Origin of the sequence: Bacillus sp. Root131, assembly GCF_001429475.1 — a bacterium.
GTDB classification, from domain to species: domain Bacteria; phylum Bacillota; class Bacilli; order Bacillales; family Bacillaceae_G; genus Bacillus_A; species Bacillus_A thuringiensis_S.
Window position 1 is genome coordinate 202,318 of the sequence record NZ_LMJQ01000041.1, and the last position, 23,207, is coordinate 225,524.

The following is a 23,207-nucleotide window of genomic DNA, read 5'->3' on the forward strand; positions in this document are numbered from 1 at the left end:
CTGTCGCCCTTTATTACCACCCTCCGCGGGAAGGCATATTCATGTTAGTGCCACGTCTACCCCAACCAAAACCTTGGGCAGCTCTTTGTCTTACTTTTGTTGTTTTTGATTTCTGTCTTAACTCTGAATCACTAGAATTAGCTGCACTTTCTTGTTGTTTAAACGGATCAGTAAATGTTTTCTTCACCTTCGCTATTGTCTTAGCATTTGGCTTATTGATAACAGTTGCAGCTAATTCGGGTTTTTCATTGATGAACCCTAGTAAGCTAAACATCAATCCATCTAAAGCATGTTCGTCTACGTCTGTGAAAGTAGGCTCACCTGTTTTTGGACTATAGCGAGTTACTTGGTAGTTTGTCATTTGTCGTGCTAGTGTTTCGTCTTTTTCACGATGAGGGATTCGGAGTTGTCCACGCTCTAACATTAATTTCGTTTGGTCAACGATAAATGCTTTTAACGGTTTCTTCTCAAACTCTCTACTGTGTGGATCTCTTACCATTTGAGAACTACCTAAGTGAACACGTTTAACTTTGTCGCCTAGTGTTTTACGTAGAAGCTCAATTTGGTATTCCCCAGCCCCGGCATCTGCATAGATACCAAACGGATTGTAAACTCCATCTAGTTCAATAATTTTCTTAACTGCAATATCGTATGTAAATTCCCCTTTAGGGATTTCAATACGGTTAATGATTTGGAATCGTCCGAATGATGGTTCTGTTTCTCCAAGTTCTGGTCTTGGACGACGAACCTCAAAAGGATTGTATTGGGTAACAACAATTTGTGTAGCTGCCCCTGCTTTATCCCAGTCAATACCTATTGCAATAGGACCATCATGAGTTGGTGATGTAGTGTAGTTGTAACCAATGCTTGAAGCTTCGTCAACGTAATCCTTGTTGAACACCCCAACCATCTCTGTACCAAACTCTGCAAGTACCTCATGCTCATAAGCTGCTTCTGAGAATAGTTTGCGTAACTCACGTTCCATCTTAGGTCCCCACTCAGGGTTAACCATTGTCGGGAAGTAGAATTCCGCCCAACCTTCAGATAAGGTACGGTTATATGACCTCATATCATAAACGTTATTTTTATTCATTTTCACATCTTGATTAAGCTTCATTTGAGTGCATGTTTTATAGAACATCCCTCTTCGACCTGTTGGGGTTGATGCAATCATACATCCAATTCGGTCAGGTGCTTCATTGACGATGGCAAAGATAGATTCAAAATCTTTATCGCCCATGTAGTCAACCTCATCCATGTACAACCAATCTGCACGTTGTCCACGAAGAGATCCACCCTCTGAACCGGAACGTGTACCAGCAGTGAACAGACGGATAACTGAACCATTTTTAAACTCAATTACGTAAGGGTTTTTAGTAATAGATTTGATGGACTCTTGTAAAACGGGGTTATTATCAATGAAGGTTTTTAATTGGTCGAAGATTAATCGGGCTTGGTTATCATAAGGGGTCGCGACAACGCAAGCTGCTCCTTTTGCCATTCTTGTTCCACCGTTACATGTAAATGCCACCCACAACATATGAGCACACATTGTCCATGTGTTATGTACAAGGATATCTTCAACTACTAAGTTATGAGTCTCTGGAACGAAAACATCATAAGTTTGTCTCTTACCAAGAGGAATGATCTCTACTACTTCCTCCCACAATACATGAGAGTTAATTAAGTCATGTAGCATTGCAGATTGTAAGTTCTCTGCATATACACGAGCATTACTTAAAGAGATACCTTTCTCTGTACGATAGCGGCGGTTACCCTTTCCAACTACCTCAGCTTTCTTGATTCCTTTAGCAATTCGTTCTTCTTCAATGTATTTCCATACTTCTTTAGGGAGTGTTGGTTCAGAAGAGTTCATTTCAAGTGCGCGTTGTTGAATTTCTTCATAATTGCGCTCTGGTGTAGCTAAATGTTCGAGGAATAATAAGATTGAGGAACGGTGATAAATCATAAGGTGGTAATAAACAGAGTCGTTCATTTCCTTTTGAAGTAAATTCGCTTGGATACCAAAACGTAGAAGTAAGTGTTTTAAGTCTAATGCGAACTGACGATGTTTCGTAGCGTATCCGATTTCACAGATACGGCCAGCAAAGAACCAACCACCTGCAGAATACAGACTTCCTAAGAAGAATGCTAAGTGTTCTCTATCTAACTCGTAGATAAATGAAGGGATTTTTTTCTCTTCTATTTCTCTATAAAACTCGAAGCTACTGAAGTTCATTAAATAGATTGTAGCCTTCTTATGACGCTCACGATATGTTCTAATACCAAGTGCCTCACAAGACGCCTGTAACGTCTCTCTAACGCCTTCATAGCGCGCCTGGAAGCTAATACTATCCTTGTTAAAACGGCCCGCAGCGAGCATGTACGCAAGGATACGGAGCTTGTTTTTATCGACTTGTTTTGTTCCGTATACAGGTAAGAATTTAGGTGTAGCGATACTTTCACCGATGCGAAGTGCATCAACTTCTTTCCACCCATCTACTGTTAATACTGGATGGTTTCCTGTAAGAACAACTCTTGCTCCATGTTTTGTTACAACAGCGAATGTGTCTTTTACACCATTATCTTCAATAAAGAAGGCTTCGCTATTTTCTAACTGATAGGATTCATTTAGCGTTAACAGTGGTGTAGCGCTACCATTAACTTGAGCATTGTAAAGCTCTCCTACCGATTGGTATTCTCCCGTATTCGGATTGATGATTCGTTGATTTTCTTCTATACATTTACCGATACGACGACCACAACGTAAAACTTTACGATGATGCGGATGTCGAAGGATTTGCTCTTGATACCAACGTGGTTTTTCTCCTAAGTGATGCTCTGTCCACTTAACAGGATCACGAATAATTTCGAGCATTTCCTGGTCATACTTAGTAAATTGGCTCATACTTCTATTCTCCTTTTAATATCTTCTAGATGCGTAAGGGTTTAATATCTTAGCTTCTCCGCCAAGCGCACTCCTTGCGTTCATCTTACTTCCTTGAATGGCTTGTACAGCTGCTTGTCTCATAGTTTGGGCTCTTTGTGTATCCACATAATTTCCGCCAACTCTATTGTTTGTTGCATACTGTGCATTCCACCATTGTTTCTTTTGGTGATTGAATTGCTGTAGGCCCCAATAGCCATCTTGCGCCATGCTTGCAACAGTTATTCCCCCAAATAGTAGAGGGTTTGAAGCAGCTAAAGCACCCGTAACACCAGCTTTTAGTACAGATGTACCTAAGTCATCGCCACCATATAAGTTCATTGCAGTATCGGCTCCGAATGCAAGACCACCAGCTGTAGCAAGTTTCTTACCACCCTTAGAACCTACTGCTTTTAATACACTAGAAACGGCTTTTAATGCCATCTAAACTACCCCCTTCTATTATTGTGAAGACCAAATACAATGCTACCATCAGCGTTTAGATTCTTAGGGGCACGTTCTTGTCCTACGCCGTCATACATCATGACGTCCGGCGCGCCCATCTCCTGATAGTTATTCATAGTTGCTAATCTAAGAGGTTCAATTGTCTTATGCTCAAACCCTAACTTAGCATTATTAATGGCAAGGTAACCTCCACCAACAGCCATAACATGTTTTGGATTTAATTTTTTACCAGTGTAGAAATTACTCAACGTCTTTTCTTTATCCTTTGTATCAACAAAAGTACTCTTAACAATATTCTTTGGAGCGTTCTTAACTCCATTAGTAATTGTTTTCGGACTGTTTTTAACACTATGAGCAGCCATCTTTGTACCAATCTTAGTATTTTGAACGCCTATCTTAGCAAGTTTTTTGACTGAATTTAAAATAGCCATTGTTTACCTCCTATCTATTAAATCCGAATATGCTATTTGTTTTTTGAGTCATCTGATTTGCCTCTAGCACACGCTTTAATTGATTAGACACACCATTCTGCCTCATAGCAGCGTTTCCTGCTGGTGTATGGGCTTTGTAAACTTGTTGAGTAGTAGAACCTATGTGCTTAAGATTGCCCTTTATAGAACCTTTATTGGCGTGTGTAGCAGCCTTTAAACCGTGGTAACCTGCACCCGCAAAAGCACCTCGTACTGCACCAGTTTTAGCTGCTTCCCAAGGATCTTCTCCTTGTAAGTAACCAATACCACCATGCACAGCTGCAGAAGCAGCCGATGATTGAAATGCACCTATACCTGCTTTTCTTAAATTACCTTCTGCTTTAAGGTTTTCCATTCCTGAGCCAAGTAAGGTTTTTGCACTAGCACCTATACGGCCAAGAAACTTATCGTTTGGAGTAGCACCATTAAGAGCTTCTTGTGAACCTGCTACTCTTTTTCTTGTCTCTCTTGCTGACTTACTTTTTCTTGCCGATTCTTTCCTAGCTTGAATTTGTTCCGGAGTTGCATTTCTAAGACTTCCTTTATTCTTAGAACCTTGTCCTGCTCTTGCTTGTGCTCTTGTTGCACGAATCTTATCTCTTGGCGCAGTAGCCTTAGATATCATGTCGTCCATCAAGTTTGTTGAGCTAGACGGAACAAAATTAGGAGTTCGTGCAATAGGACCATTTACTGTTCTAGTTACACCTTTAACTGGTGATGTCATACGCTCTAGCAGTTCAGGACTATTATTGATCTTCCTACTTACTGCGCTCATTACTCTTTCTGCGCTTTTATGCCATCTTGCCATAAACTACACCGCCTTAATTAAATTTAGCGTTGCCCATCTTGTGATGACCTGTTCTTGCTTCAAATAGGTCAAATACGACTTCTCCTTGATTTATGTTTCCATATGAATACTTCTTGTTCTTATCCTTCTGTTTCTTCTTTTTTTGCTCAAGACGATATTCTTGCTCTCTCTTAATCTTTTCTGCTTCACGGTTTTCACCCATGCGTTGTCCTGCATCTAAAACAGTAGCAGCACCAACAGCGTACATACCCATTTTCATAGCAGTACCTAGCTTGTTACCTGAAAGAAGCATTTTACTTCCTTTACTCACTTTCTTAATAGCTTCTTTTCCTACGTCAGAAATCTCACCTTTTACTAGATCTTGAACAGTTTGAGTTTTCATTAAGTGTTCTGCACCATAAGCTAGACCACCAACTACAGCACCTGTTTTGATTCCTTTTCCTGCAGAAGTAAATAAATCATCTTCTTCTCCATCTACAATAGACTTAGCTAATCCAAAACCTACAGCACCCATCGCTATTTTCGACCTATTCTTTTGTAGAAACTTAGAGGTAGCAAAAGTGTCAATTACATGCTCTTTAGCAGTCATAGATACCACCTACTTTCCGTGTATGATAAAAATGATTCGACTAAGCGCCGCTAACCAGAGCGTTATCAAACGTCTTCGACAATTGATTCCTCGCACCGGGGAAAGTTCGCCCCCGGCACGATTAATACAATTCTAAAAGCTTTTTTGCCAAGGCTGAAAACTATTCCCCAACCTCGTCGAACTCTGCATCGAATATCTGTCCAGGCTCCATAGTGGATGCAATTTGAGACATTAACTGAGATGCATAAGAACTTGGGTCCAATGTAAGAGTTAATCTATCTCCTGCTTTATCAGAACGAGTAGAGTGCATCAATTGAAGAACCTTATGTTTCTTCGTCATAATCTTCTCTTTATACTCAGCTGCCTTAGATATTTGAGGGGCTGTTATCTCCTGACCGTTATCCGTTACACTTACAACAACGTCTTCGATGAAGTCACCTTGCATAGCAATTCGGTTCTCTGCTCTGAATAACTGAACATCGTAATCTACTAAGTCTTTAATCAAACTCATATCAACTACGTCATTATCAGCAACATGGAATTCCTTTTGGTATTCATCTACACGTTTCATAATAAGTCCAATCTCAAGAGGACAACGAGAACCACTTGGATCCATTCCTCCATCAAGTAACGGACAAACACTTGCATAAGGACAACTCTCACCTTGGCATAGCATAGGAACAGAAGCATATAGTCCATGTTTTGTGTTGTAAATCTCCATAGACTGATTAATCATTCCTCTTGTCTCATTGGACACTTTCCAAGTAGAAGGTAATACTAATTCATTTGTAGCTCTTACCTTTAACTGTTCAGGTGTCTCTACTTCCATTTGACGTAACTCTTCCATACGTTTTTCTACAGACATTTTACCGCCCTCCTTTTCTCCTGACTGGTTCTCTTTATTGTTAAGCTACTTCTTCCCAGTCTTCTGATAGAACGTCTGATGTAGATGGTACCCATCCTGGTTGCCATTTGCCTTGAGCTGTATATAAGGCGAAATATGGTTGAGAATCTAAATCTACACCTTGTCCTAGATGTTTAGATGTACGTCCATTTACTACACCTGCTTCTAGAAATAATGAAGGCATTAGTACAATCCACTGTCCTTTACCATTCCAACCATTACGTGCTACTTTATTTCCTTCTTTTAATGAGATCAATGCTTGTCCGAAATCCATTGTGATTCCTCCTGTATGTGTTTTATTTGAGTGGATATTATATCGAGGTTTTTAAATGCGGTTCATTTTGAAAAGATTAAAACATGTAAGAGCACTGATTACTTCCCACGCTCTTCTCTTCTGACTTGATACCTAAAATGTACCTTCATGTTCAAGGTAAGCTACAATATCAGCGATTCTTTTAAGCGCGTCTTTAGTAGCGTAATAGACACCTAGTTCATAGTCGTACTCATCTGGGTTTACACAAGCTGACTGTCCAACTACTTCAAACCCATTGTTCATTTGAAGACATACAACAGTGGTCTTTTGTCCCACCCTTGCTGACTCCTGACTCTTTACCCAATGATCAAGTAGGTCTTGTTCAAATCGTTCATACATAAGTCCTTCCATGTACTCGCCCTCCTTTCCTGACTTCAGCCATAACCTAACCAATTTGTCACATTTTCTCAATCAAATACTATTGGCTTCATCACCGGCTCGTTCATTCCTGACTGTAGGCACAAATAAAAAGAAGGTAGTCGTCCGCTGTTGGGCTGTGCCCTACAGATAACCGCCTTCTTTCTTCCTGACTTGTTGCCCTATATAGGCTGGATTTTTTAAAAATTTTTGAGGCGCAAGGTGGTATATATAGGTATTACTTGGTGGACTTTCGATGCCCACCCCCTACTACCGACCCACAAATATAGGTCTAGCTCCTGACCAGTTAAATGAGAGCATACGAAAGGAATTATCATGACTAACACTACTACAGCTACAACAACTCAAGGAACTAACACAATCAAGGGAGAGAACACAACTATGACTAACAACACTAACACAACTGTAAACAACACAACTAAAGGAGAGATTAAAATGACAAACAAAACAGTAGTATTCACAGCAGGTAACTTACAGGTAGTACAAAACGCTTCAGGACAAATCGCTAAAGCATTATTCGGTATGGGTGTAAAGGCTCCATTATTCTCACAATTCATTGGTACTGATGCAACTGCATTAACTGTAGATGCTCGTCGTAACAAATTCGTAGTAACAAATGAAACTGGTACTGAAACATCTATCCAGTTCTCTTCTGCTACTGGTAAGCAAGTAATCGATTACTTAATGGTGGTTATGCCTGGTCTATTCCCTAAGTTCATGGAATCTGCAGAATTCAAAGCATTAGAGAAGTTAAACTTAAAAGGCCGTCTTACTGCTAAGGCTAAAGTACACGGTAAGAAGACTCGTGAAACTGTATTAATGGCAGCATTAAACATGGGTGATATCTATGTAGCATCTAGTGGTGAAGTACTAGGTAAATTAGTAGACTTCGATGTAGAGGAATTAATGGAGAATGTAATGGTTCAAGTAGGAAAAGACGACAACAAGAAGGTAGTACTGCGTGATGATGTTCGCTTCTACATTGCTAAGGATACTAATGTAAGCAATCTAACTAATGTTAACTCTCTATTCCAAAAGATGTCTGGTAGCTTAGCGGCTTACCGTTTTGCAATGGCTAAAGGTAAGAAGACTCAAACAATCAATGTTGTTAAAGAGTACAGCAAGGATGGTATGACTCTACGTATTGAAGAACCACAGAAAGCAGTTATCCTTGATGAAATGTGTACATTCGACGGATCTGCTTCTCTACCATTTGGTGAAGAAGTAAACGGCGCAGTATTAAAAGCGGTATTCTCTGAGGTATCTGTATTACACCGTGAAGATGGTCAATTAGAAGTCGGTTCTGTTGTATCTGAAGAAGAAACATTCTCTTACAAAACGTATGCTAAATCAATGTCTCAAGCTCGTTCTAATGGTGCTGTTGGTTTCAAAACTCTTGAAGATGTAATTACTTACTTCTTAGGAACTGGTCAAGATGAGCGCGCTTATGGTAAAAAGCACAAATTAAATGGTGAAGCAACTGGATACAATGTAATGGATGTTGCTAAGTCTTACAAACGTTTCATGTTAGCAGGTTCTAATGGCCTTAAAGCTGATAAAGGTTTATTAAGCACATTCAGCCACAACCACAAAGTTGAGTTCTTCCCTGCTGGAACTCGTAATGTAATTGGTGAAATTAAACCAGCTTACATCGTAGTAACAAACAACGATGGCGAGAAAATCACAATCGCTTTAGTTGATGATTTCACTGGTCAAATCGCAATGGATCAAGACTTTATGTTAAACGTATTAAATAAAGATAATGCATTTGTAGGTGTTGAAAAGTTCAATAACTGGGATAACAAAGATGCTGTTAAAGCTCTTCTTTCTCGTAACCTTACAGATGGACAAGGATGGCACAATGATCGTATCACTGAAGGTTTACGTTCTGCAGGAGTAATCAATAGCTTTGATGCATTCCAATTACGTATCTCTAACGCAGTTAAAGGGGCTTCATTCCAGTTCAACCCAATCTGTGAATTATTCGATGCTGATATCATCCTTACTGACGGTATGGTTAAATCAGAAGATATCTTAGCTGATATCCAAGAAAATGGATTCCAATTATTCGTAGTTGGACAACGTAAAGATGGTAACGACGGTATCTGGGTTGCATCTCAAGCTACACAACAAATGGGATTATCTGTTGAAGAATTAAAACAAGGTGTTACAAATAGCGTTGATTTCGTTAAGAATTCTATTGAAGAGAAAATGACTGCTGATATCTTAACAATGCTTAATGCAGCTGAGGAAGAAGCAGAAACAGAATTCGCGGCGGTTGACTATGTACGTCTTGCTCAAGAGTTCGGTGACATTCTTGATGAGCAATACATTAAAGATGAGATTGTTGGTTTAGGAGTTAAGAAGCTTAACAAATTATTAGATTCTAAACTATTCACTACTCAAGCTCGTACTCGTTATATGTTCACAGATGTATTCGCTATCTACAATGCAGCTAAAGCAGGTCGTTACACTGCAATTAAAGAAGATGCTGTATTAGGTGCTTATGAAGTAGTTGCACCATCTAAGAAAGATGAAGAGTTCTTCCTAGAAGAAGGTAAGGCATTATCTGTTCGTTTCCCTGTTACAGTAACTCATGAAATTCCAGTTGTAACTGCGGTTCAATCTGCTGAGTATGCTGAGTTTGTTAAACAAGGTTTATGGCAAGGTATTACGTTCTTCGATGCTTTCTCTTGGGTTGTTGCACAACAAGCTGGTGCTGACCATGATGGTGATACTTCAATCATCATCTTTGACGAAGTAATGGTTAATGCTCGTATCCGTAAAGAAGTTGAGTTATACGGTAATCAAGCAGTACTTCCATTCGTTGATGCTTATGTTAAATACGAGAATGGTGTTGCTGTTGACTTCTCTACAGGTTGCCCTACTTACGTAACTGCAGCTGCTAAAGCAAAAGAAACTAAGCCAGAAGCTAAAGATGTAAATGGATTTATCGTTCAAGGTAACAATGTAATCTTCAATCCAGAAGAATTAAAAGGTGAGAACGGTACTGCTCGCCGTCATGATTTCTTAGAAGTAGTTGCTGGACTATCTCAACAAATCACTGTTGATACAATTGAAGCAAGCTTAATCGGTGTAATTGCTAACCGTGCAATGATCTTAACTGACCTTCTTTCTCGTTCAGTATTAAATGCTGCTCAACGTGCGGAAGTTGAAGCTGACTTACTTGCTTTATGTACTGCTGGTCGTTGGGAAATTGACCGTCCTAAACACGGTGGTGCTTACCTATCTATGCCTCTTATCAACAAATTATTCGCTAACTTCGAAGGTCGTTTCTTTGAAGAAGCAGAATTAGAATTAACAAATGAAGCTAAGTTCGCATTACTTGCTGAAGAAAAAGGTATTTACGCTCATATCTTCAGCCCGGTTGTACGTCAAGATAAAGTATCTGGTCAAGCTGTAATCACTGGTTTCGAAGTTAAGAAGCCACAATGGTTAGCATCTCAGAAAGATGAGTTTGGTGTTGTAAACAATGATAGTGCTTATGAGTTTGTATTTAACTATGCAGAAGAAGCTATCGTGGCATTATGTGAGAAGTTCCAAACAGGTCACAGCAATACTGCTAAGAATGAAATTCGTACTCGTATTGCTACACATATGGAAGTTGCTCCACAATCAATTGATGCAGTGAAGTACTATGTTGCTAACCTATACAATGCTTACACTCAAAAAGAGAATGTTCGCGCGGCTGCTGAGAAAGAGTTTATGCACCAAGCTGAAGCTGAACTTAAAGAAGCTGGTGTGTTCCGCAAGAAAAACATGCAATCTCTAACTAAAGCTAAGAAGACTGCTAAGATCCGTGCTAATTACGATGCTACATTATCTCAATACAAAATGGCTCGTGACCTATACAAAGCAGAACTTCGTAAAGAAATGTATGCAACTGCAAAAGAATTAGGTTTAGATGTTCGTCAATTAGTTGGTACTCTATACCTATTAGTTAATGAAGCAAAAACAAATGGTAAAGCTGCTTACCGTAAAGATGGCCGCGAATATCGTTTCGTAGCATCTAACGGATTCATTGCTTTACCATTCGAAGTGTTTGCGGAAGAAATGAACTCTTTAATCTCTGGCCGAGTTTCTGAGACTTATTTCGTTCCACAAGATATTACATTCACTCTTTTACAATCTAGCTTAGTTGAGAAAGTTGCAGCTCCAACTGCAGTTTCTAACCAAGTGAAAGTTCGTGTTATGAACCCGGTTGCAAAAGTAGCGAATAAAACTGTTTCTGTTAACCGTAACGTTCGTGTTGCGATTAAACCAGAACAACAGCAAGATTCTGTTCGCCTTGTAATGTACTTCTTAAACAAAGATGCACAAGTTACTGACGCTATGGCAGTTACTCGTGAAGATGCAGCATACATGGGGTTTGCTCCAACAAACTTCAGCATGGCTGGTATCTATGAAATCCCTGTTACAGAAATCGCATTTGGCGAAGAAGGAACGACTGCTATCGTTCGCTTCTAATAATTAAAAACAATCATTTGGGTAGTGGAGTTAATCCGCTACCCTTTTATTTTATCAGATAAAGGGAGAGAAATGAATATGAATAACAACGAAATCTTTGCAATGTATATGAACACATTAAACCAACAAGCACAGGCTCTTAACCAACAGACACAAGCTTTACAACAAGGCTTAACTTGGATGCAACAATCAAATACTGCACCTGTTCAACAAGAACAGTCTGTAGATGTTAATACATTAGTACAACAACAAATAGATGCTATGATGCCAGCTTTAATGAAACAAGCGGCAGATGCTGTACAACACACAAGTGAAGTGCCAGCACCATTCATTCCTCCACAACCAGTAGTGGAAGATATCGTAGAAGATCCTGCACCACAAGAATATATACTTGGCAACAAACAGTATGACTTATATGTTCGTATCGATAAGCCATGTGAAGGATGTCCATTCGCATCTTCTTGCGACTTAAAGGCATCTCACATTGCACAAGAGTGTGGAATCATGAACATGAAAGAAGCAGCTGTTGATGCAGGTATTATGGAAGTGAAAATTGAGGTAAATGAACAAACAATGACAACATCTTACCTTGTTTATAAAGATGGTCAATTCATTGGTTCTCTTGCTGACAATAGAGAGAACAAAACGATTCGTGCTGAATTAGAAAAGTATATGGGTCACACTGTTCGCGTAATGACTCACTTAAAGAAGAATGTTGCAAACTCTACTTTCACTGGATTATATGCAGAAATCTTAGAAGTAGTTACAGAAGTAAAACAAGCTCAACCAGTTCAACCTATTGTAGTAGCACCATCAATGTTTGATGAATCAATTCTTATTCCAGAAGTTAAATATCCAGAACCACCTACACAACCAGAAGAAGCAACTCTAGACTTAGGTGACATCGTTCTACCGATTTAACAGAGCGGGGATTATTCCCTGCTCTTTTTCTTTTATATAGACAGATAAAAATTAAAGACTTAAAACTAAAAAGCCAATTATAAGGAGAGATTTCGATATGACTATTATGACAACAAACCAATTACTTAACCACTTAAACACAAAGAAGGAAAAGCCAGTTACTAATCCCGTTGATGCTGTAACTGTAGCAGAAGATATTGTAGCTAGCCCTAAACCTGTATTCAATGTGGATCAAACTACTGAACCTGTTCAACCAGATAAGCGTAAGAAGAAAAGAGATATCGTACTAACACCTAGTCAACAATCAGTAGTAAGCAAGATTAAGAGATGGTACTCTACTACTCATGGTTACGGAAAGTTTGAATTAGCAGGATTTGCTGGTGTAGGTAAATCCACTGTTGTTGACTTTATCTTAGAGGAACTTGGAATTAGAGCGGATCAAGTTCGTATGTGTGCACCAACTGGTACTGCTTCTCTTGTATTAAAAGAAAAGACACCTGGATATTCTTGCTCTACATTACATCGATTATTCTATGTTCCTGAGTTAATGAAAGATGGACGTACTCGCTTTGTCCCTTCTGCAGAAAACTTATACGGTGTAAGACTAATCATTGGTGATGAGTTCTCTATGACGGGTAGACGTATGGCTGAGGAAATTCTTCCTATGGCTAAGAAAGCTGGATGCAAAGTATTAATCGTTGGAGATCCTGGGCAACTACCTCCTGTTAAAGATGAAGAGTATTTCTTTGTTAATCCAGATGCAATCCTTACTGAGGTATTACGCCAAGCTGCAGATAATCCAATTGTTGCTTTATCAATGGCTATTCGTCAGGCTACAGAAAATGGAGCACCATACATCTTCCCTAATAGAGACCAGAACATTGGTGGGAAAGTATTTGTTATTAATCGCAGTAGAGTATCTATTGCTCAATATGCAAAAGTAGTTTCTAACGGCGGTGTTGTTATTGCAGGTATGAATAAAACTCGTCAAAGTTTAAACCAAGCTATTCGTTCACACCTTGGCTTTAATGAACCAGTTCTTATGAATGATGAAACTGTTGTAATCAAAGAGAACATTGATGGTGGTAACAATGGTGAGATTCAAGTCACTAACGGTATGCGTGGTAAAGTATCTGAAGTTAAGAAACTAAGTAACGGAAATATTAAGTTCAAGTTTACTCCTGAAGCATTTGATGGACATCGCTATATTGAAGTAAACGAGGATGTATTGTTTGAGAGAAAGACAGCTTCTGAGATTCGTAAGAAGAACAAGGAGCTTAGAGTTCAAGGAAAACGCGAAATCCCATTAGGCGTAGAAGTTCAGTTTGGATATGTTATTACTGGACATGCTTCTCAAGGTTCACAATGGAAGACTGTATATGTAATTAATGAAAGTGGAGTATTTAATCGTGGAGCTGATGGATATAAGAATGCTAACAGATGGTTATACACAGTAGTTACACGAGCAGTAGAAAACTTAGTAATTGTAAGATGATTTGTAGGAGTGGGGATTCTTCCCTGCTCCTGTTTTTATATGTGCGTTTCTATGAAGAACGTAGATATAAGGACGGGATTTACCCGGGCCTTCGGCCAGGGCTGTTGCCCACTGCTAACGCATTGGTCAACCGTATAGGTGCTAACGCACCCTCACTAACGTTCAGGCTAACGCCTATCCTTCCGCCTATTAATAGTAGAGCGGGAATCTTTAACTGGACGTGCCCTCGTAATGGATAGAGGCTAACGCCCTATCCGATAGTGATGTAAAGAATGGTTTGGATATAGAACTGGACGTTTGGTTCTGTACCCACAAGGATAACTCCTTTACCTTTCTTGAGGTAATAATTCCTCTAATTAAATATAGAGTACGTAAAAGTTTAAGTGTACTACTCAAGGGGCTAACTCCCCTACCTTTTTTGATTTAAAAATTTTAATTATGAAATGGAGAGATTTTATTATGACAACTCAACAATTTACACAACCGCAATACGGACAACAGTTTGGACAACAACCACAATTTGGTCAACAGCAACAGAAGCAGTCTGACCCGTTCTGGTATCGTCAAAATAGTAGTTATCTGTATGGTGTAACAAATGCACCAAGCAATATGCAGTTAGGTATTGAGAATATCTCATTGAAACCTGCATCTGCTAACCAAGTGCCACATGGCATTATGTTCAATGGTTTATTACGTTCTGTTATTGGTAGTATTTCATTCCAAGTTCGTATGAGTCCTCGTACACAAGCACCATTCGTACAGACTATCTCAACTGAAAATGGAGTAGATACACAAACAGGTCAAAAGAACTATTGGGAGCACATTAACTTAACTCCACAAGTTAAAGCTCAAATTCTTCGTTTTGCTGAAGCGATGTTGACTGGACAAGCTCCTATGCAACAACAAATGCCACAGCAACAATTCGGAATGCAACAACCAATGGGTATGGGCGGTATGCAACAACCTATGAATTATGGTCAGCAACCTATGTATGGTCAACAGCCTATGGGTATGCAACCTATGATGGGTATGCAACAACCTATGCAAGTTCCGCAGTATGGTCAACAAACTCCTGTTTATACGCCACCTGCTCCTCAGGATATGGCACAGCAAACTGAACAGCCAGTTGAACAACCACAACAGCAACCAGTTGATGCAGGAGACAAAGTTGAACCAACTGTTAAAGAAGAAGATTTACCAATCTAAGAGAGAAGGTATCCCCTTTTCTCTTTTTTTATTTACACAAAAAACTTAAATCCGAAAGGTGAGAATCCATCATGTTAGAAATCACAACGAACGACAATTCAATTTACCTTGCAAAAGAAGAAACAAAAGGTTTAGTTGCTGTAGTAGCCAGAAAGATTGAGGAAGGTATTATCGAGATCACTTATTTCTGTAATGGCGTAACTAAGGTACTTAAATCTGCAAGTCTTCTAGCATCACGTATGATTGCTGGTCTTATGGAGGCTGACTATGCAGAGGTAGATAAAGCGGTCAGAGGTGTTGCTTAATGCAAAAAGGTTTTGAAGGCTTAATGATGTCCAACGTATGGAATGGTCTTCGAATAAAGAAAGAAAAAAATATAAAGAATATGCCCTTACATGTATTACGTGTAGATGGAGGCAGTGAAAAAGTCGTGTTCCAAGACGTAGAGGAATTTGATCTTCCTAATGAATACACCCTAGTGGGAACATGCACCATTAATAATCGGGAACACACATTTGAATATATAGCAAAATTCGGGAGGCAGAACTCTACTATTATAGGGTTCTTGCCTGTAGATGAAAGGAAGTTATCATAATGAAGATTAACACTAGAGAATGGTTAGCAATGTCAAAAGAGGATCGACTTCTTTGCATTCGTTTAACTGTAGCAGACAACATCATGGAACAACGTAAACGTCGAAGAGGATAACGTCCTCTTCCTTTTTTGTATCTAAATATATTTTAAGGAGAGATATTAACATGTTAGAAATTCAATCATCAGTTTGGTACCACACAGTAAATGTACCAGTAAGAACACACAACAAGGAATACGGTTTAAAGGATATTAAGGTGTATCCTGCAAATGCTCTACAGAAGTCATACGGTATGGTTTGTAACTGTATCTTATATTTAGTTTGTGGAACGATTCGTGTAACAATTGCTGAATCAAAGAATAATCCAGGAACAATCTATCTAATCACACCTGGACAAACACAAGTTGAAGTACAAGGCAATCCACAGTACTACGAGAATGTTCAGCTCAGCTATGAGTTGAAGGCACAAGTTTTAAAGTATGTTGAATCGTTAACGAAGCAGGTCTAGTCCCCTGCTTCTTTTTTTATGACAATTAAATAGGAAGATGAGGTCAAAAGTAATGAGCACCTTATTCGAAGGTTATACAAAGTTCGAAAGTAAGATTGATAGTAACAAAGATATTTGCATCACCATTGATGGTATACCGACAGTGATTGAGTATTCCTATCACTCTATCAAACGTAGTAAGCACCGCGTCGTATTCGAGGCTGCTGTCGTAATGATGATTCAGAATGCGTTTGATGACATATTAGATTTACACAACGATGAGAGATTTATCGTAATTGACAAAGAGCTATGCATCTCTGTCATTGGTTCATTAAGAGGAGTTGGAGGTGACATCATAATCAGTATTGTTTCTGTTATAGATTCTGATCAACCTACCAATCCTTATGGCACATACACTATTGCAATTTAAGGAGAGATCGTCATGGAAGGTAACGGTTGGGTTTTATTTATTGGAATGATATTAACGTTTGCTTTATTTATTCGTATTTGTATCACAGCCCCTAACAATGGTTCTGATACTACTGTTAAGAAAGAAAAGAAGAAAGTTGATTCTAAGTTTGAACGAGTTAATCAAGTAGAAGGCATTCTATATGCTGATGACTTAAAGATTAAGACATTCAACATAGGTGAACTTGCAGTTGATAACGTTACAGTCAAGTTGTATAACCACGTAGGTAAACCTGTACAGCCGACTGATATTATTTTCAATGGTCAATCTATATATGCTTTTGCCCCAGTCGGGACATCTTATCGTGAGAAAGCAGAGTATGCTATCCAAGTATTAAAGAACAATGCTAATCAAGGTGCGTTGTCTTTCCGTACAGTGGATGAGATTGAACATATTTTAATTGAAGTAGATAACCTGAATGACTACATCAATGAAGGTAAGGTTTCTCAAATCAGCAATGATGCCGAGGATTTTGTTTGGGTAGGCTAACGCCTACTCCCATTTTGTGTATTAACAATAACTAGAACGGGGAGATTTAATCATGAATAACTTATATGGACAATTCCAATCAGACATACAAGGTGCAGCTAACAATATGATGACTCAATTACTATGTGCAGAGAAAGGTATCGACTACAACCAGTTGATGCAACAAGCTCAGCAAGCACATGTTAATGGTATCTTACAAGCTGAACAGCAACGTCAAGTTAACAACTTGATTAAAAGTCATTACCAAGGGAATAGTGGTTCTATCGTTTCTAAAATTAAAGATATGTTTGTTTCGGAACCTGCACCGAACATGTTCATGCCTATGGCTCCTATGCCTGGGATGCAACCAATGATGCAGAATCCTATGCAACCACAACAAGGGATGACTCCTCAACAGGCGTCGTCCTTTTTAGTTCCACCTCAACCAACTACTACAGAGATTCCTTTAGAGGACAACTCTCGTATAGAAAAGCTTGAGAAGGACATGGAACAAATGATGCAACAGATGACACAATTTATGATGGCTATGCAACAACCACAACAAACAGTGGTACAACCTGCGCCACAACTATAAGAGGGGATCACTCCCCTCCCCTTTTTTAAATATAGGACTACCGACGTCCATTTTAATTTCGACTATCTCCCCTTAGTCAAATGTAGAACTAACGACGTCCATGTCCTATATCACATCTACAACTGTATTACAAGTCTAGACATTACCTAATGAGATGGTTAGGTTTAGTCATCAATCGAACAGGAGCGGATAATCATGAACGAATTAATTCCGGTAGCTATCAACAATAAAACAATCAACACAGATGAAGTCGATCAACTATATAGAGATGACATCGCACTATTGATCCCTCGTGTAGCAGGACAACCTTACATCAAGTCAACTACCGAAGCTGCAGTCAATACCATGTGGAAGATGACGGCAGCTATGCGCCCGAACAAATCCAAGATTTCTTTCGATCAGTTACATACAGGTAAGACTGACGAAGAAGTACATGAAGACTTAATGGCACTTGTAAAAGACATGTCCAACTTGATGCAAAAGATTGTTCATTCGTCTAGCTGGCGTAACGGAGAATTCAATGACTTCGATAAAGTTGAATTCGACAGACTGCTACGAAACATGCAATATCACACATCAGCGAAACCAGCGGTTTCGTCATACTAAGCAAACAGAAAGATGATTATGTGAAACACTTTTCAACGAGAATATCCATTATCAAAGTAGATGACAGTTCTTACTATATAGGACTACAGTTCTATCACTCTGATACTTGGATGACATTTAAACATATATCTCATCGCTACTCTTCCCATGAAGAAGCTGCGGCGTCCTATGACAAACTTGAACGACTTGGTTACATGGACCCTGCTCTATATAGTCATGAACTATATAAGTAGCGTTGGGGCGTTAGCCCCAGACTAAGATGGTTACTATATAGGAGGAAAACATTATGGAAAACAAAAAAGGAAGCATTTTTCAAAGTTTTACATCTAAACAAATTATTTGGGCAGCGGATCTTATTGCGGTGAAGATGAAGGACGGAACATATGACGTATTCAAAGGTCGTCCGTCTTTATCTAAAGGAATTGTTGATGGATTAACTTTTAAAGGGATGTTAGTTGAAGCGAAACAACCAATCGTTCTTTGTGAAGACTATCTAGATAAAGACAAAAACGGACGAGTACTATTCTCATAAGTATATATAGGAGGAATCATATATGAAGAATTCACCACTTTGTCCAGGCTTCTCCCCTGCTCACTCCGAAGCATATACAATGTCATCATTTATCGGTCACGTTGTCGTAGCTGGATATAATCACGAAACAAACAAATACTTAGCTTTCGTCATCGAAGGCGACATTGAGATGGATGCAGTGGTGAACTTGCGAAACCCCCATCTTGAACTATTCATACCAGAACAATTAATCGAGACAGGAAACTCACTGGCTTGGATGTTCAAAGAAGAACTAACGACACCCGGCTTACGTGTAGAAGATGCCTTCTCGCAACCATACAATTTTATTCACTGAGGAGAGATTACTATGCCAACGTTCATCGTCAACATTTACGAACGCACTTGGGCCTTCACCAAATACGAAGTCATCTATATAGATACAGACGGCACCGTCACTCGCAAAGAACGACGTGTCATCAACTGGGTCAACAATCCGAAAGAAGTCGCATACCATCGTGCAAAAAAGATGGTCGAAGAATGGCAACTGGCAGTCGGTGTAGTCAATGCCTTCGTCACCTATATAGTAGACAAACAAACTACGTATAAATTCCCTACAGGGGGCTTTTTCAAAATAGGCTGAAACACCACCTCTCGATGGGGGTGAAGCGGGTCTCCGCCCCTTCTAAGCCTTCTGAATGCCATAGGTTTTGGTGGTGGTCTATCCCCTTTCCTACCTGTACGTAAACATAAAGTATGTGATTCTCCCTATATAGTAGACGTCTATATAGTGGTGTGTGTCTCTGTCTATATAGCAGTAGATAAAGAGAATGTCTATATAGTAGATACACATAATCATAGGGTAATAGTCTAAGTGTTTGTCATATATAGAGAAGTACAAACGCAGTCATATCAAGGGTTTGGAGGTTACTGAATGGATGAAACTGATCATGTCCTATATATATTAGGTCTAGTATTACTGTCTATAGATGCTGTTATGTTTATCTATATAGTTTGTGTAATAGCGTCTTACATGTAGGTCTATATAGTAGTAGATGTGTAGTTCTATATAATCGTTATGTCATAGTGTTATGTCTATATAGGTATGTATATATGAGTCTATACAGTGGGTTATATAGAGAGAGAAGAAGCAGTAGATTTGTTTCCGGGGAATTTTCCCGCCCACTATATAATATATATCATTTCGGTATTTTTCGGTCGATTTCACAAAAAAAGTTTAGGAGTGTACAAGAATATGAATCTTACACGTAATATGAATTTCACTAGTAATGAACTAAAAGTTATATATAAGAAACTAACTGGTGCTAGACTCACTGAAAATGAACAACGTTTAGCATCTCACTTAGTAATGAAACTACAAATTGAAGGCAAAGTTAAACCATAAGGAGAGATTACTATGTTGGAAGTTTATATAGGTTCTGCACAGCATGAGAAAGTAGCTGCTATGGTACAAGTCTTTATTAATGTTTATACAGGTGAGCATGTAGATGTTAAAGAGTTAGAAGGTCGTGTCTTACATCATACATTCACTGATTCATGTGGAAGACAAGTCATGATGTTTAGGAGGAAATAATATGCAAGAACAACCTATTTATTTAAAGTCGCTACATTCTTATAACTTTCGTCACTCTAAGGAAAATCCAAAGGTAATCGGTTTTGTTATGTTTACACCTGAAGGGTATTCTCCCCGTCCATGTTTTAAAGTTCTATACGAAAGTGATAACTTTGTTGACCATATCCCTCACTCTTCACTTGTTGATGGATACTACGAAGTTGTTGTTAAGGATTAAGTGTATCACAACATAAGGAGGAGTTTTATAATGCCTAACAATTGGTATCACACACCTAATTACAATAATACTACTCAGCTTCCGAAGCAATCGAAAACGAAGGTAGTTGCAAGTGTTAAACGGAAAGCTATTGTCGGAGAAAAGATCGTGATTACTGAAAAACACTTTGCTAGTGATTTTATGATTGGAGATATATTTACCGTTAAGGAAATTGAGAAGGATTCGGTAAATGTGAATGAAGATGCTCAAGGTGTGTACCACTGGGAGTATGAAGTTGTTACAAAATTAGAGCAGGTTTGCGAATAAGGAGGAGCAGGTTATGGATGATGTTCAAAAGTTTGTATCTAAGAATCAACATCAGTTTGGTTATGTCATGCAAGTAGCTAGTGATCAATGGAAGAAGAAAGATCCTACTGGTGCTTTAACTGTTGGTCCTTGTAATTACTATATAGAGAAACATGGTGACTATCATACATTACTTGATAAGTTAGCTAGTAAAGAAGAGATAACTATGCGCGCCCTGGGTAAATCTGTTGAGACTATGCACAAAATCAAGTTTTTCTGTGAAAGAGCTAAGAATTATCAACGCATTGAAGATAAAGATAAAGACATGGATATTATCTTAGAGTTACTAAAAGAAAATGTCTAAGGAGAGATTGACGGCGTGACTAAGATCATAACCAAAACATCTGCACAAGCAAAGATAGAGCGTGCACAGCGAGAAAAAGATACTTCTTGCCCTGAATGTGGTAAACCCTGCCTAGGAAGTGTTGCAACTAGAACAAAAGGAATCTTTTCAGTCAGAGTAGAGAAAAAATACAGTTACAGTTGTATATATTGTGATTGTGAATGGACTACCGGATGGAAGTAAATAAGCGAATTGTTGTGTTGTGATTATCGCTAAGGTAATCATTCAATCTAGGTTTCCTTCTTTGACTTATTGAAGGATTTACCTACAAATTATAGGAGGGAAAGTAATGGTGTTAACATACGCGGAAGAAATTGAACTACGATATCTATTCTTAAAAGGTTTTACATACTTAGTTCGTAATGAAATTGGATCGGTAAATGTATTTGTTAATAAACCACATCGAGATAAAGAAACGAACTATATCCCTCATGGTAAATCAAGAGGTGGTTATGACATTTGGATTGAAACTAAAACTCCTATACCTATAGCAGAACAACGTAGATGCAGAGCTGTTGAATTAGGAGAGTACAAGTTTGTTACTTGGAAGTCTGAACCTATCTTAATATCTGACCTATTAAGTGTAGATAAAGAAAAAGAAGTGTATGTATTACTGTCTGATGGAGATGGCACTATGCGCTCGACGGATATGCCATTCGGAGTTGCCGTTACATCTGAAGGTGAAGCAAAACGATTCGTTTCAGAAGGTAATTGCGGCTACACTCAATCTTATGAAAAACTAACTGTCTTTGCCGACAAAGATGAAGCAATTAACTTTGCATTTAATAAGGGGTGAATAAAATGACTTACGAAGAAGCGATAAAGGCAATTAAGTCGAATTACCCGCCTGAAAGATACACAATGCTTAGAGAAGCACTTGATTTAGCAATTACAGTTCTTGAAGCAGAAAGCAAAAAGAAAATAGTATAGCAATAAATAATGTAGGAGGAATTAATATGAGTCGATTAAGTTTACGTGTAGTAGGTAGTATCATGGGTAACTGTTTAATAATTACCGATAATGAAACAGAGAAAAATGTTGAGGTTATGGCATTACAGTTAAAAGGTATTCTTGGCAGTGAACAATCAACTGGTGAACTCCCCCATGCTGGTTGGACTAAAGAAGGAGAGAAAATTACAATCTATCATGATGATGAAAGAGATAAGCATGAAGTCACATTTACGCTGCAGGAACTAGGCGAACTTATCAAATAAGGAGTGATATTTTGAAAACAATGAACGATTATCAATATGTGTATGAGAATTGGTATTGCGAAAGTTGCAAGAAATCAAATGAGGAACCAGTTCCCTTCTATGTTTATTGCATAAGAACTCCTTTAAGCCAGGTACGGGAATTAAAGAAAATGTTAGATGAAGGTATGAAGCCATAATGAGGAGAGATAAGCTATGAAGTTTAGAAACTATAAGCAACTGTTAACGGAATTAAATAAGACCAAGCAGGTCATTCTTACTGTTAGCTTGTGGACACATAGCAGTAAAAGAATGGTATTCAATGTTCCGTTCGAACAAGTAAAGAATTGTTTGGATCGAGATATGATATTTGAGTGCTCCGACAAGGTGCTTAAGTTCACCTCTATAGATGGTAAAGAGTTTAAGTCTCGATTAAATAGATTACGGATATCTAAGATTGATTCTGTAGAAGTTGTAGAACGACGCCCTATGTCATTTGGGGAGATTGAGGAATTAGTTAAGTCTATTCGTAACGATGTTAAACAAGATGCTTATAATCCGGAAGAGATTCTCCTGCTTTGCGATAAGGTTAGCGAAGTACTGGAGGAAAACTTAACTCTATGGTGTCAAAATGGTGGACTACAAAAGGCACTGAAGATTGCACAAATATGATTAAGTTTATTAAACGTCTTATATGTAAACATAAAGGTCATGATTGGGATACTTACACAGTTGTTACTGGTTATTGGAGTTATGACATAGAACAAGCTGGATATTGTACAAGATGTGGTTATGATACACATGGAGAATACTTAAATCATTAAAAGGGT

General features: G+C 38.6%; 34 protein-coding genes. 26 read left to right on the plus strand and 8 right to left on the minus strand.

What is annotated here, in order from left to right:
* Nucleotides 1–13: 13 nt before the first annotated feature.
* The 8 genes from ASE54_RS37300 to ASE54_RS29350 form a co-directional block, all read right to left on the minus strand.
* Complete coding sequence (locus tag ASE54_RS37300) at nucleotides 14–2,908, minus strand: LAGLIDADG family homing endonuclease (protein ID WP_000077448.1); 2,895 nt, start codon at nucleotides 2,906–2,908, stop codon at nucleotides 14–16.
* 15 nt (nucleotides 2,909–2,923) lie between these two features.
* Entirely contained in the window at nucleotides 2,924–3,370 is a 447-nt protein-coding gene (locus tag ASE54_RS29320; RefSeq protein WP_001185329.1) for a hypothetical protein, read from the minus strand.
* Nucleotides 3,371–3,375: 5 nt separating this feature from the next.
* Nucleotides 3,376–3,822, minus strand: a complete 447-nt coding sequence (locus ASE54_RS29325; RefSeq protein WP_000996299.1) for a hypothetical protein — start codon at nucleotides 3,820–3,822, stop codon at nucleotides 3,376–3,378.
* A gap of 10 nt (nucleotides 3,823–3,832) precedes the next feature.
* Nucleotides 3,833–4,669: a hypothetical protein gene (locus ASE54_RS29330; protein WP_000135146.1), complete on the minus strand. Its 837-nt coding sequence runs from the start codon at nucleotides 4,667–4,669 to the stop codon at nucleotides 3,833–3,835.
* 13 nt (nucleotides 4,670–4,682) lie between these two features.
* Nucleotides 4,683–5,258, minus strand: a complete 576-nt coding sequence (locus ASE54_RS29335; RefSeq protein WP_000125495.1) for a hypothetical protein — start codon at nucleotides 5,256–5,258, stop codon at nucleotides 4,683–4,685.
* Nucleotides 5,259–5,418: 160 nt separating this feature from the next.
* Complete coding sequence (locus ASE54_RS29340; protein ID WP_000110097.1) at nucleotides 5,419–6,123, minus strand: hypothetical protein; 705 nt, start codon at nucleotides 6,121–6,123, stop codon at nucleotides 5,419–5,421.
* Nucleotides 6,124–6,163: 40 nt separating this feature from the next.
* The gene (locus ASE54_RS29345) at nucleotides 6,164–6,436 is read right to left on the minus strand and encodes a DUF2829 domain-containing protein (protein WP_000345483.1); all 273 of its coding nucleotides are present in this window, start codon (nucleotides 6,434–6,436) and stop codon (nucleotides 6,164–6,166) included.
* Nucleotides 6,437–6,568: 132 nt separating this feature from the next.
* Nucleotides 6,569–6,826 (minus strand): Gp49 family protein, encoded by a 258-nt coding sequence (locus tag ASE54_RS29350; RefSeq protein ID WP_000398691.1) that lies wholly within the window; start codon nucleotides 6,824–6,826, stop codon nucleotides 6,569–6,571.
* Nucleotides 6,827–7,288: 462 nt separating this feature from the next.
* Between ASE54_RS29350 and ASE54_RS29355 the strand changes: the two genes are divergently transcribed.
* The 26 genes from ASE54_RS29355 to ASE54_RS36605 all read left to right on the plus strand — a co-directional run bounded on the left by ASE54_RS29355 (nucleotide 7,289) and on the right by ASE54_RS36605 (nucleotide 23,201).
* Nucleotides 7,289–11,341, plus strand: a complete 4,053-nt coding sequence (locus tag ASE54_RS29355; protein WP_000182705.1) for a hypothetical protein — start codon at nucleotides 7,289–7,291, stop codon at nucleotides 11,339–11,341.
* 78 nt (nucleotides 11,342–11,419) lie between these two features.
* Nucleotides 11,420–12,262 (plus strand): hypothetical protein, encoded by an 843-nt coding sequence (locus ASE54_RS29360; RefSeq protein WP_001063225.1) that lies wholly within the window; start codon nucleotides 11,420–11,422, stop codon nucleotides 12,260–12,262.
* Between the two features lie 97 nt (nucleotides 12,263–12,359).
* On the plus strand, nucleotides 12,360–13,757 hold the full coding sequence (locus tag ASE54_RS29365; RefSeq protein WP_000154322.1) for an AAA family ATPase: 1,398 nt from the start codon (nucleotides 12,360–12,362) through the stop codon (nucleotides 13,755–13,757).
* 459 nt (nucleotides 13,758–14,216) lie between these two features.
* Nucleotides 14,217–14,963 (plus strand): hypothetical protein, encoded by a 747-nt coding sequence (locus ASE54_RS29370; protein ID WP_014895375.1) that lies wholly within the window; start codon nucleotides 14,217–14,219, stop codon nucleotides 14,961–14,963.
* A gap of 71 nt (nucleotides 14,964–15,034) precedes the next feature.
* Nucleotides 15,035–15,268, plus strand: a complete 234-nt coding sequence (locus tag ASE54_RS29375) for a hypothetical protein (protein ID WP_000890109.1) — start codon at nucleotides 15,035–15,037, stop codon at nucleotides 15,266–15,268.
* Nucleotides 15,268–15,558 (plus strand): hypothetical protein, encoded by a 291-nt coding sequence (locus ASE54_RS29380; RefSeq protein WP_001169021.1) that lies wholly within the window; start codon nucleotides 15,268–15,270, stop codon nucleotides 15,556–15,558. Before ASE54_RS29375 ends, ASE54_RS29380 begins: the two co-directional genes overlap by 1 nt.
* A 163-nt stretch (nucleotides 15,559–15,721) precedes the next feature.
* Nucleotides 15,722–16,063 carry a hypothetical protein gene (locus ASE54_RS29385; protein ID WP_000890085.1) on the plus strand — a complete coding sequence of 114 codons (342 nt, stop codon included), beginning with the start codon at nucleotides 15,722–15,724 and terminating at the stop codon, nucleotides 16,061–16,063.
* A gap of 52 nt (nucleotides 16,064–16,115) precedes the next feature.
* Nucleotides 16,116–16,472 carry a hypothetical protein gene (locus ASE54_RS29390; RefSeq protein ID WP_000105507.1) on the plus strand — a complete coding sequence of 119 codons (357 nt, stop codon included), beginning with the start codon at nucleotides 16,116–16,118 and terminating at the stop codon, nucleotides 16,470–16,472.
* A 12-nt stretch (nucleotides 16,473–16,484) separates the two neighbouring features.
* The gene (locus ASE54_RS29395) at nucleotides 16,485–17,000 is read left to right on the plus strand and encodes a hypothetical protein (RefSeq protein ID WP_000398910.1); all 516 of its coding nucleotides are present in this window, start codon (nucleotides 16,485–16,487) and stop codon (nucleotides 16,998–17,000) included.
* Between the two features lie 52 nt (nucleotides 17,001–17,052).
* The gene (locus tag ASE54_RS29400) at nucleotides 17,053–17,574 is read left to right on the plus strand and encodes a hypothetical protein (RefSeq protein WP_001061859.1); all 522 of its coding nucleotides are present in this window, start codon (nucleotides 17,053–17,055) and stop codon (nucleotides 17,572–17,574) included.
* Nucleotides 17,575–17,769: 195 nt separating this feature from the next.
* Nucleotides 17,770–18,180: a hypothetical protein gene (locus ASE54_RS29405; protein WP_001004044.1), complete on the plus strand. Its 411-nt coding sequence runs from the start codon at nucleotides 17,770–17,772 to the stop codon at nucleotides 18,178–18,180.
* 20 nt (nucleotides 18,181–18,200) lie between these two features.
* Entirely contained in the window at nucleotides 18,201–18,413 is a 213-nt protein-coding gene (locus ASE54_RS36050) for a hypothetical protein (RefSeq protein WP_131202514.1), read from the plus strand.
* A 53-nt stretch (nucleotides 18,414–18,466) separates the two neighbouring features.
* Nucleotides 18,467–18,712 carry a hypothetical protein gene (locus ASE54_RS29410; protein ID WP_000428246.1) on the plus strand — a complete coding sequence of 82 codons (246 nt, stop codon included), beginning with the start codon at nucleotides 18,467–18,469 and terminating at the stop codon, nucleotides 18,710–18,712.
* Nucleotides 18,713–18,734: 22 nt separating this feature from the next.
* Nucleotides 18,735–19,046, plus strand: coding sequence for a hypothetical protein (locus ASE54_RS29415; RefSeq protein WP_000798434.1), 312 nt, complete (start codon nucleotides 18,735–18,737; stop codon nucleotides 19,044–19,046).
* Between the two features lie 12 nt (nucleotides 19,047–19,058).
* Complete coding sequence (locus ASE54_RS29420; RefSeq protein WP_001141928.1) at nucleotides 19,059–19,331, plus strand: hypothetical protein; 273 nt, start codon at nucleotides 19,059–19,061, stop codon at nucleotides 19,329–19,331.
* A 612-nt stretch (nucleotides 19,332–19,943) separates the two neighbouring features.
* A complete protein-coding gene (locus tag ASE54_RS36055; RefSeq protein WP_003310272.1) occupies nucleotides 19,944–20,093 on the plus strand; it encodes a hypothetical protein in 150 nt (49 codons plus the stop codon).
* Nucleotides 20,094–20,105: 12 nt separating this feature from the next.
* Complete coding sequence (locus ASE54_RS36060; RefSeq protein ID WP_003310273.1) at nucleotides 20,106–20,282, plus strand: hypothetical protein; 177 nt, start codon at nucleotides 20,106–20,108, stop codon at nucleotides 20,280–20,282.
* 1 nt (nucleotide 20,283) lies between these two features.
* Nucleotides 20,284–20,499, plus strand: coding sequence for a hypothetical protein (locus ASE54_RS29430; protein ID WP_001157798.1), 216 nt, complete (start codon nucleotides 20,284–20,286; stop codon nucleotides 20,497–20,499).
* A gap of 30 nt (nucleotides 20,500–20,529) precedes the next feature.
* Nucleotides 20,530–20,805, plus strand: a complete 276-nt coding sequence (locus ASE54_RS29435; RefSeq protein ID WP_001133506.1) for a hypothetical protein — start codon at nucleotides 20,530–20,532, stop codon at nucleotides 20,803–20,805.
* Between the two features lie 13 nt (nucleotides 20,806–20,818).
* On the plus strand, nucleotides 20,819–21,148 hold the full coding sequence (locus tag ASE54_RS29440; protein WP_000342936.1) for a hypothetical protein: 330 nt from the start codon (nucleotides 20,819–20,821) through the stop codon (nucleotides 21,146–21,148).
* 15 nt (nucleotides 21,149–21,163) lie between these two features.
* Nucleotides 21,164–21,370: a hypothetical protein gene (locus ASE54_RS29445; RefSeq protein WP_000161332.1), complete on the plus strand. Its 207-nt coding sequence runs from the start codon at nucleotides 21,164–21,166 to the stop codon at nucleotides 21,368–21,370.
* 106 nt (nucleotides 21,371–21,476) lie between these two features.
* The gene (locus ASE54_RS29450; RefSeq protein ID WP_000244637.1) at nucleotides 21,477–21,983 is read left to right on the plus strand and encodes a hypothetical protein; all 507 of its coding nucleotides are present in this window, start codon (nucleotides 21,477–21,479) and stop codon (nucleotides 21,981–21,983) included.
* Nucleotides 21,984–21,988: 5 nt separating this feature from the next.
* Nucleotides 21,989–22,117 carry a hypothetical protein gene (locus tag ASE54_RS37460; protein ID WP_003310276.1) on the plus strand — a complete coding sequence of 43 codons (129 nt, stop codon included), beginning with the start codon at nucleotides 21,989–21,991 and terminating at the stop codon, nucleotides 22,115–22,117.
* Between the two features lie 26 nt (nucleotides 22,118–22,143).
* Nucleotides 22,144–22,401: a hypothetical protein gene (locus tag ASE54_RS29455; protein ID WP_000088889.1), complete on the plus strand. Its 258-nt coding sequence runs from the start codon at nucleotides 22,144–22,146 to the stop codon at nucleotides 22,399–22,401.
* Nucleotides 22,402–22,593: 192 nt separating this feature from the next.
* A complete protein-coding gene (locus tag ASE54_RS29460; RefSeq protein WP_000672212.1) occupies nucleotides 22,594–23,049 on the plus strand; it encodes a hypothetical protein in 456 nt (151 codons plus the stop codon).
* Nucleotides 23,046–23,201 carry a hypothetical protein gene (locus ASE54_RS36605; RefSeq protein ID WP_000589206.1) on the plus strand — a complete coding sequence of 52 codons (156 nt, stop codon included), beginning with the start codon at nucleotides 23,046–23,048 and terminating at the stop codon, nucleotides 23,199–23,201. The genes ASE54_RS29460 and ASE54_RS36605 overlap by 4 nt, the downstream gene beginning before the upstream one ends.
* The last annotated feature ends 6 nt before the right edge of the window (nucleotides 23,202–23,207 follow it).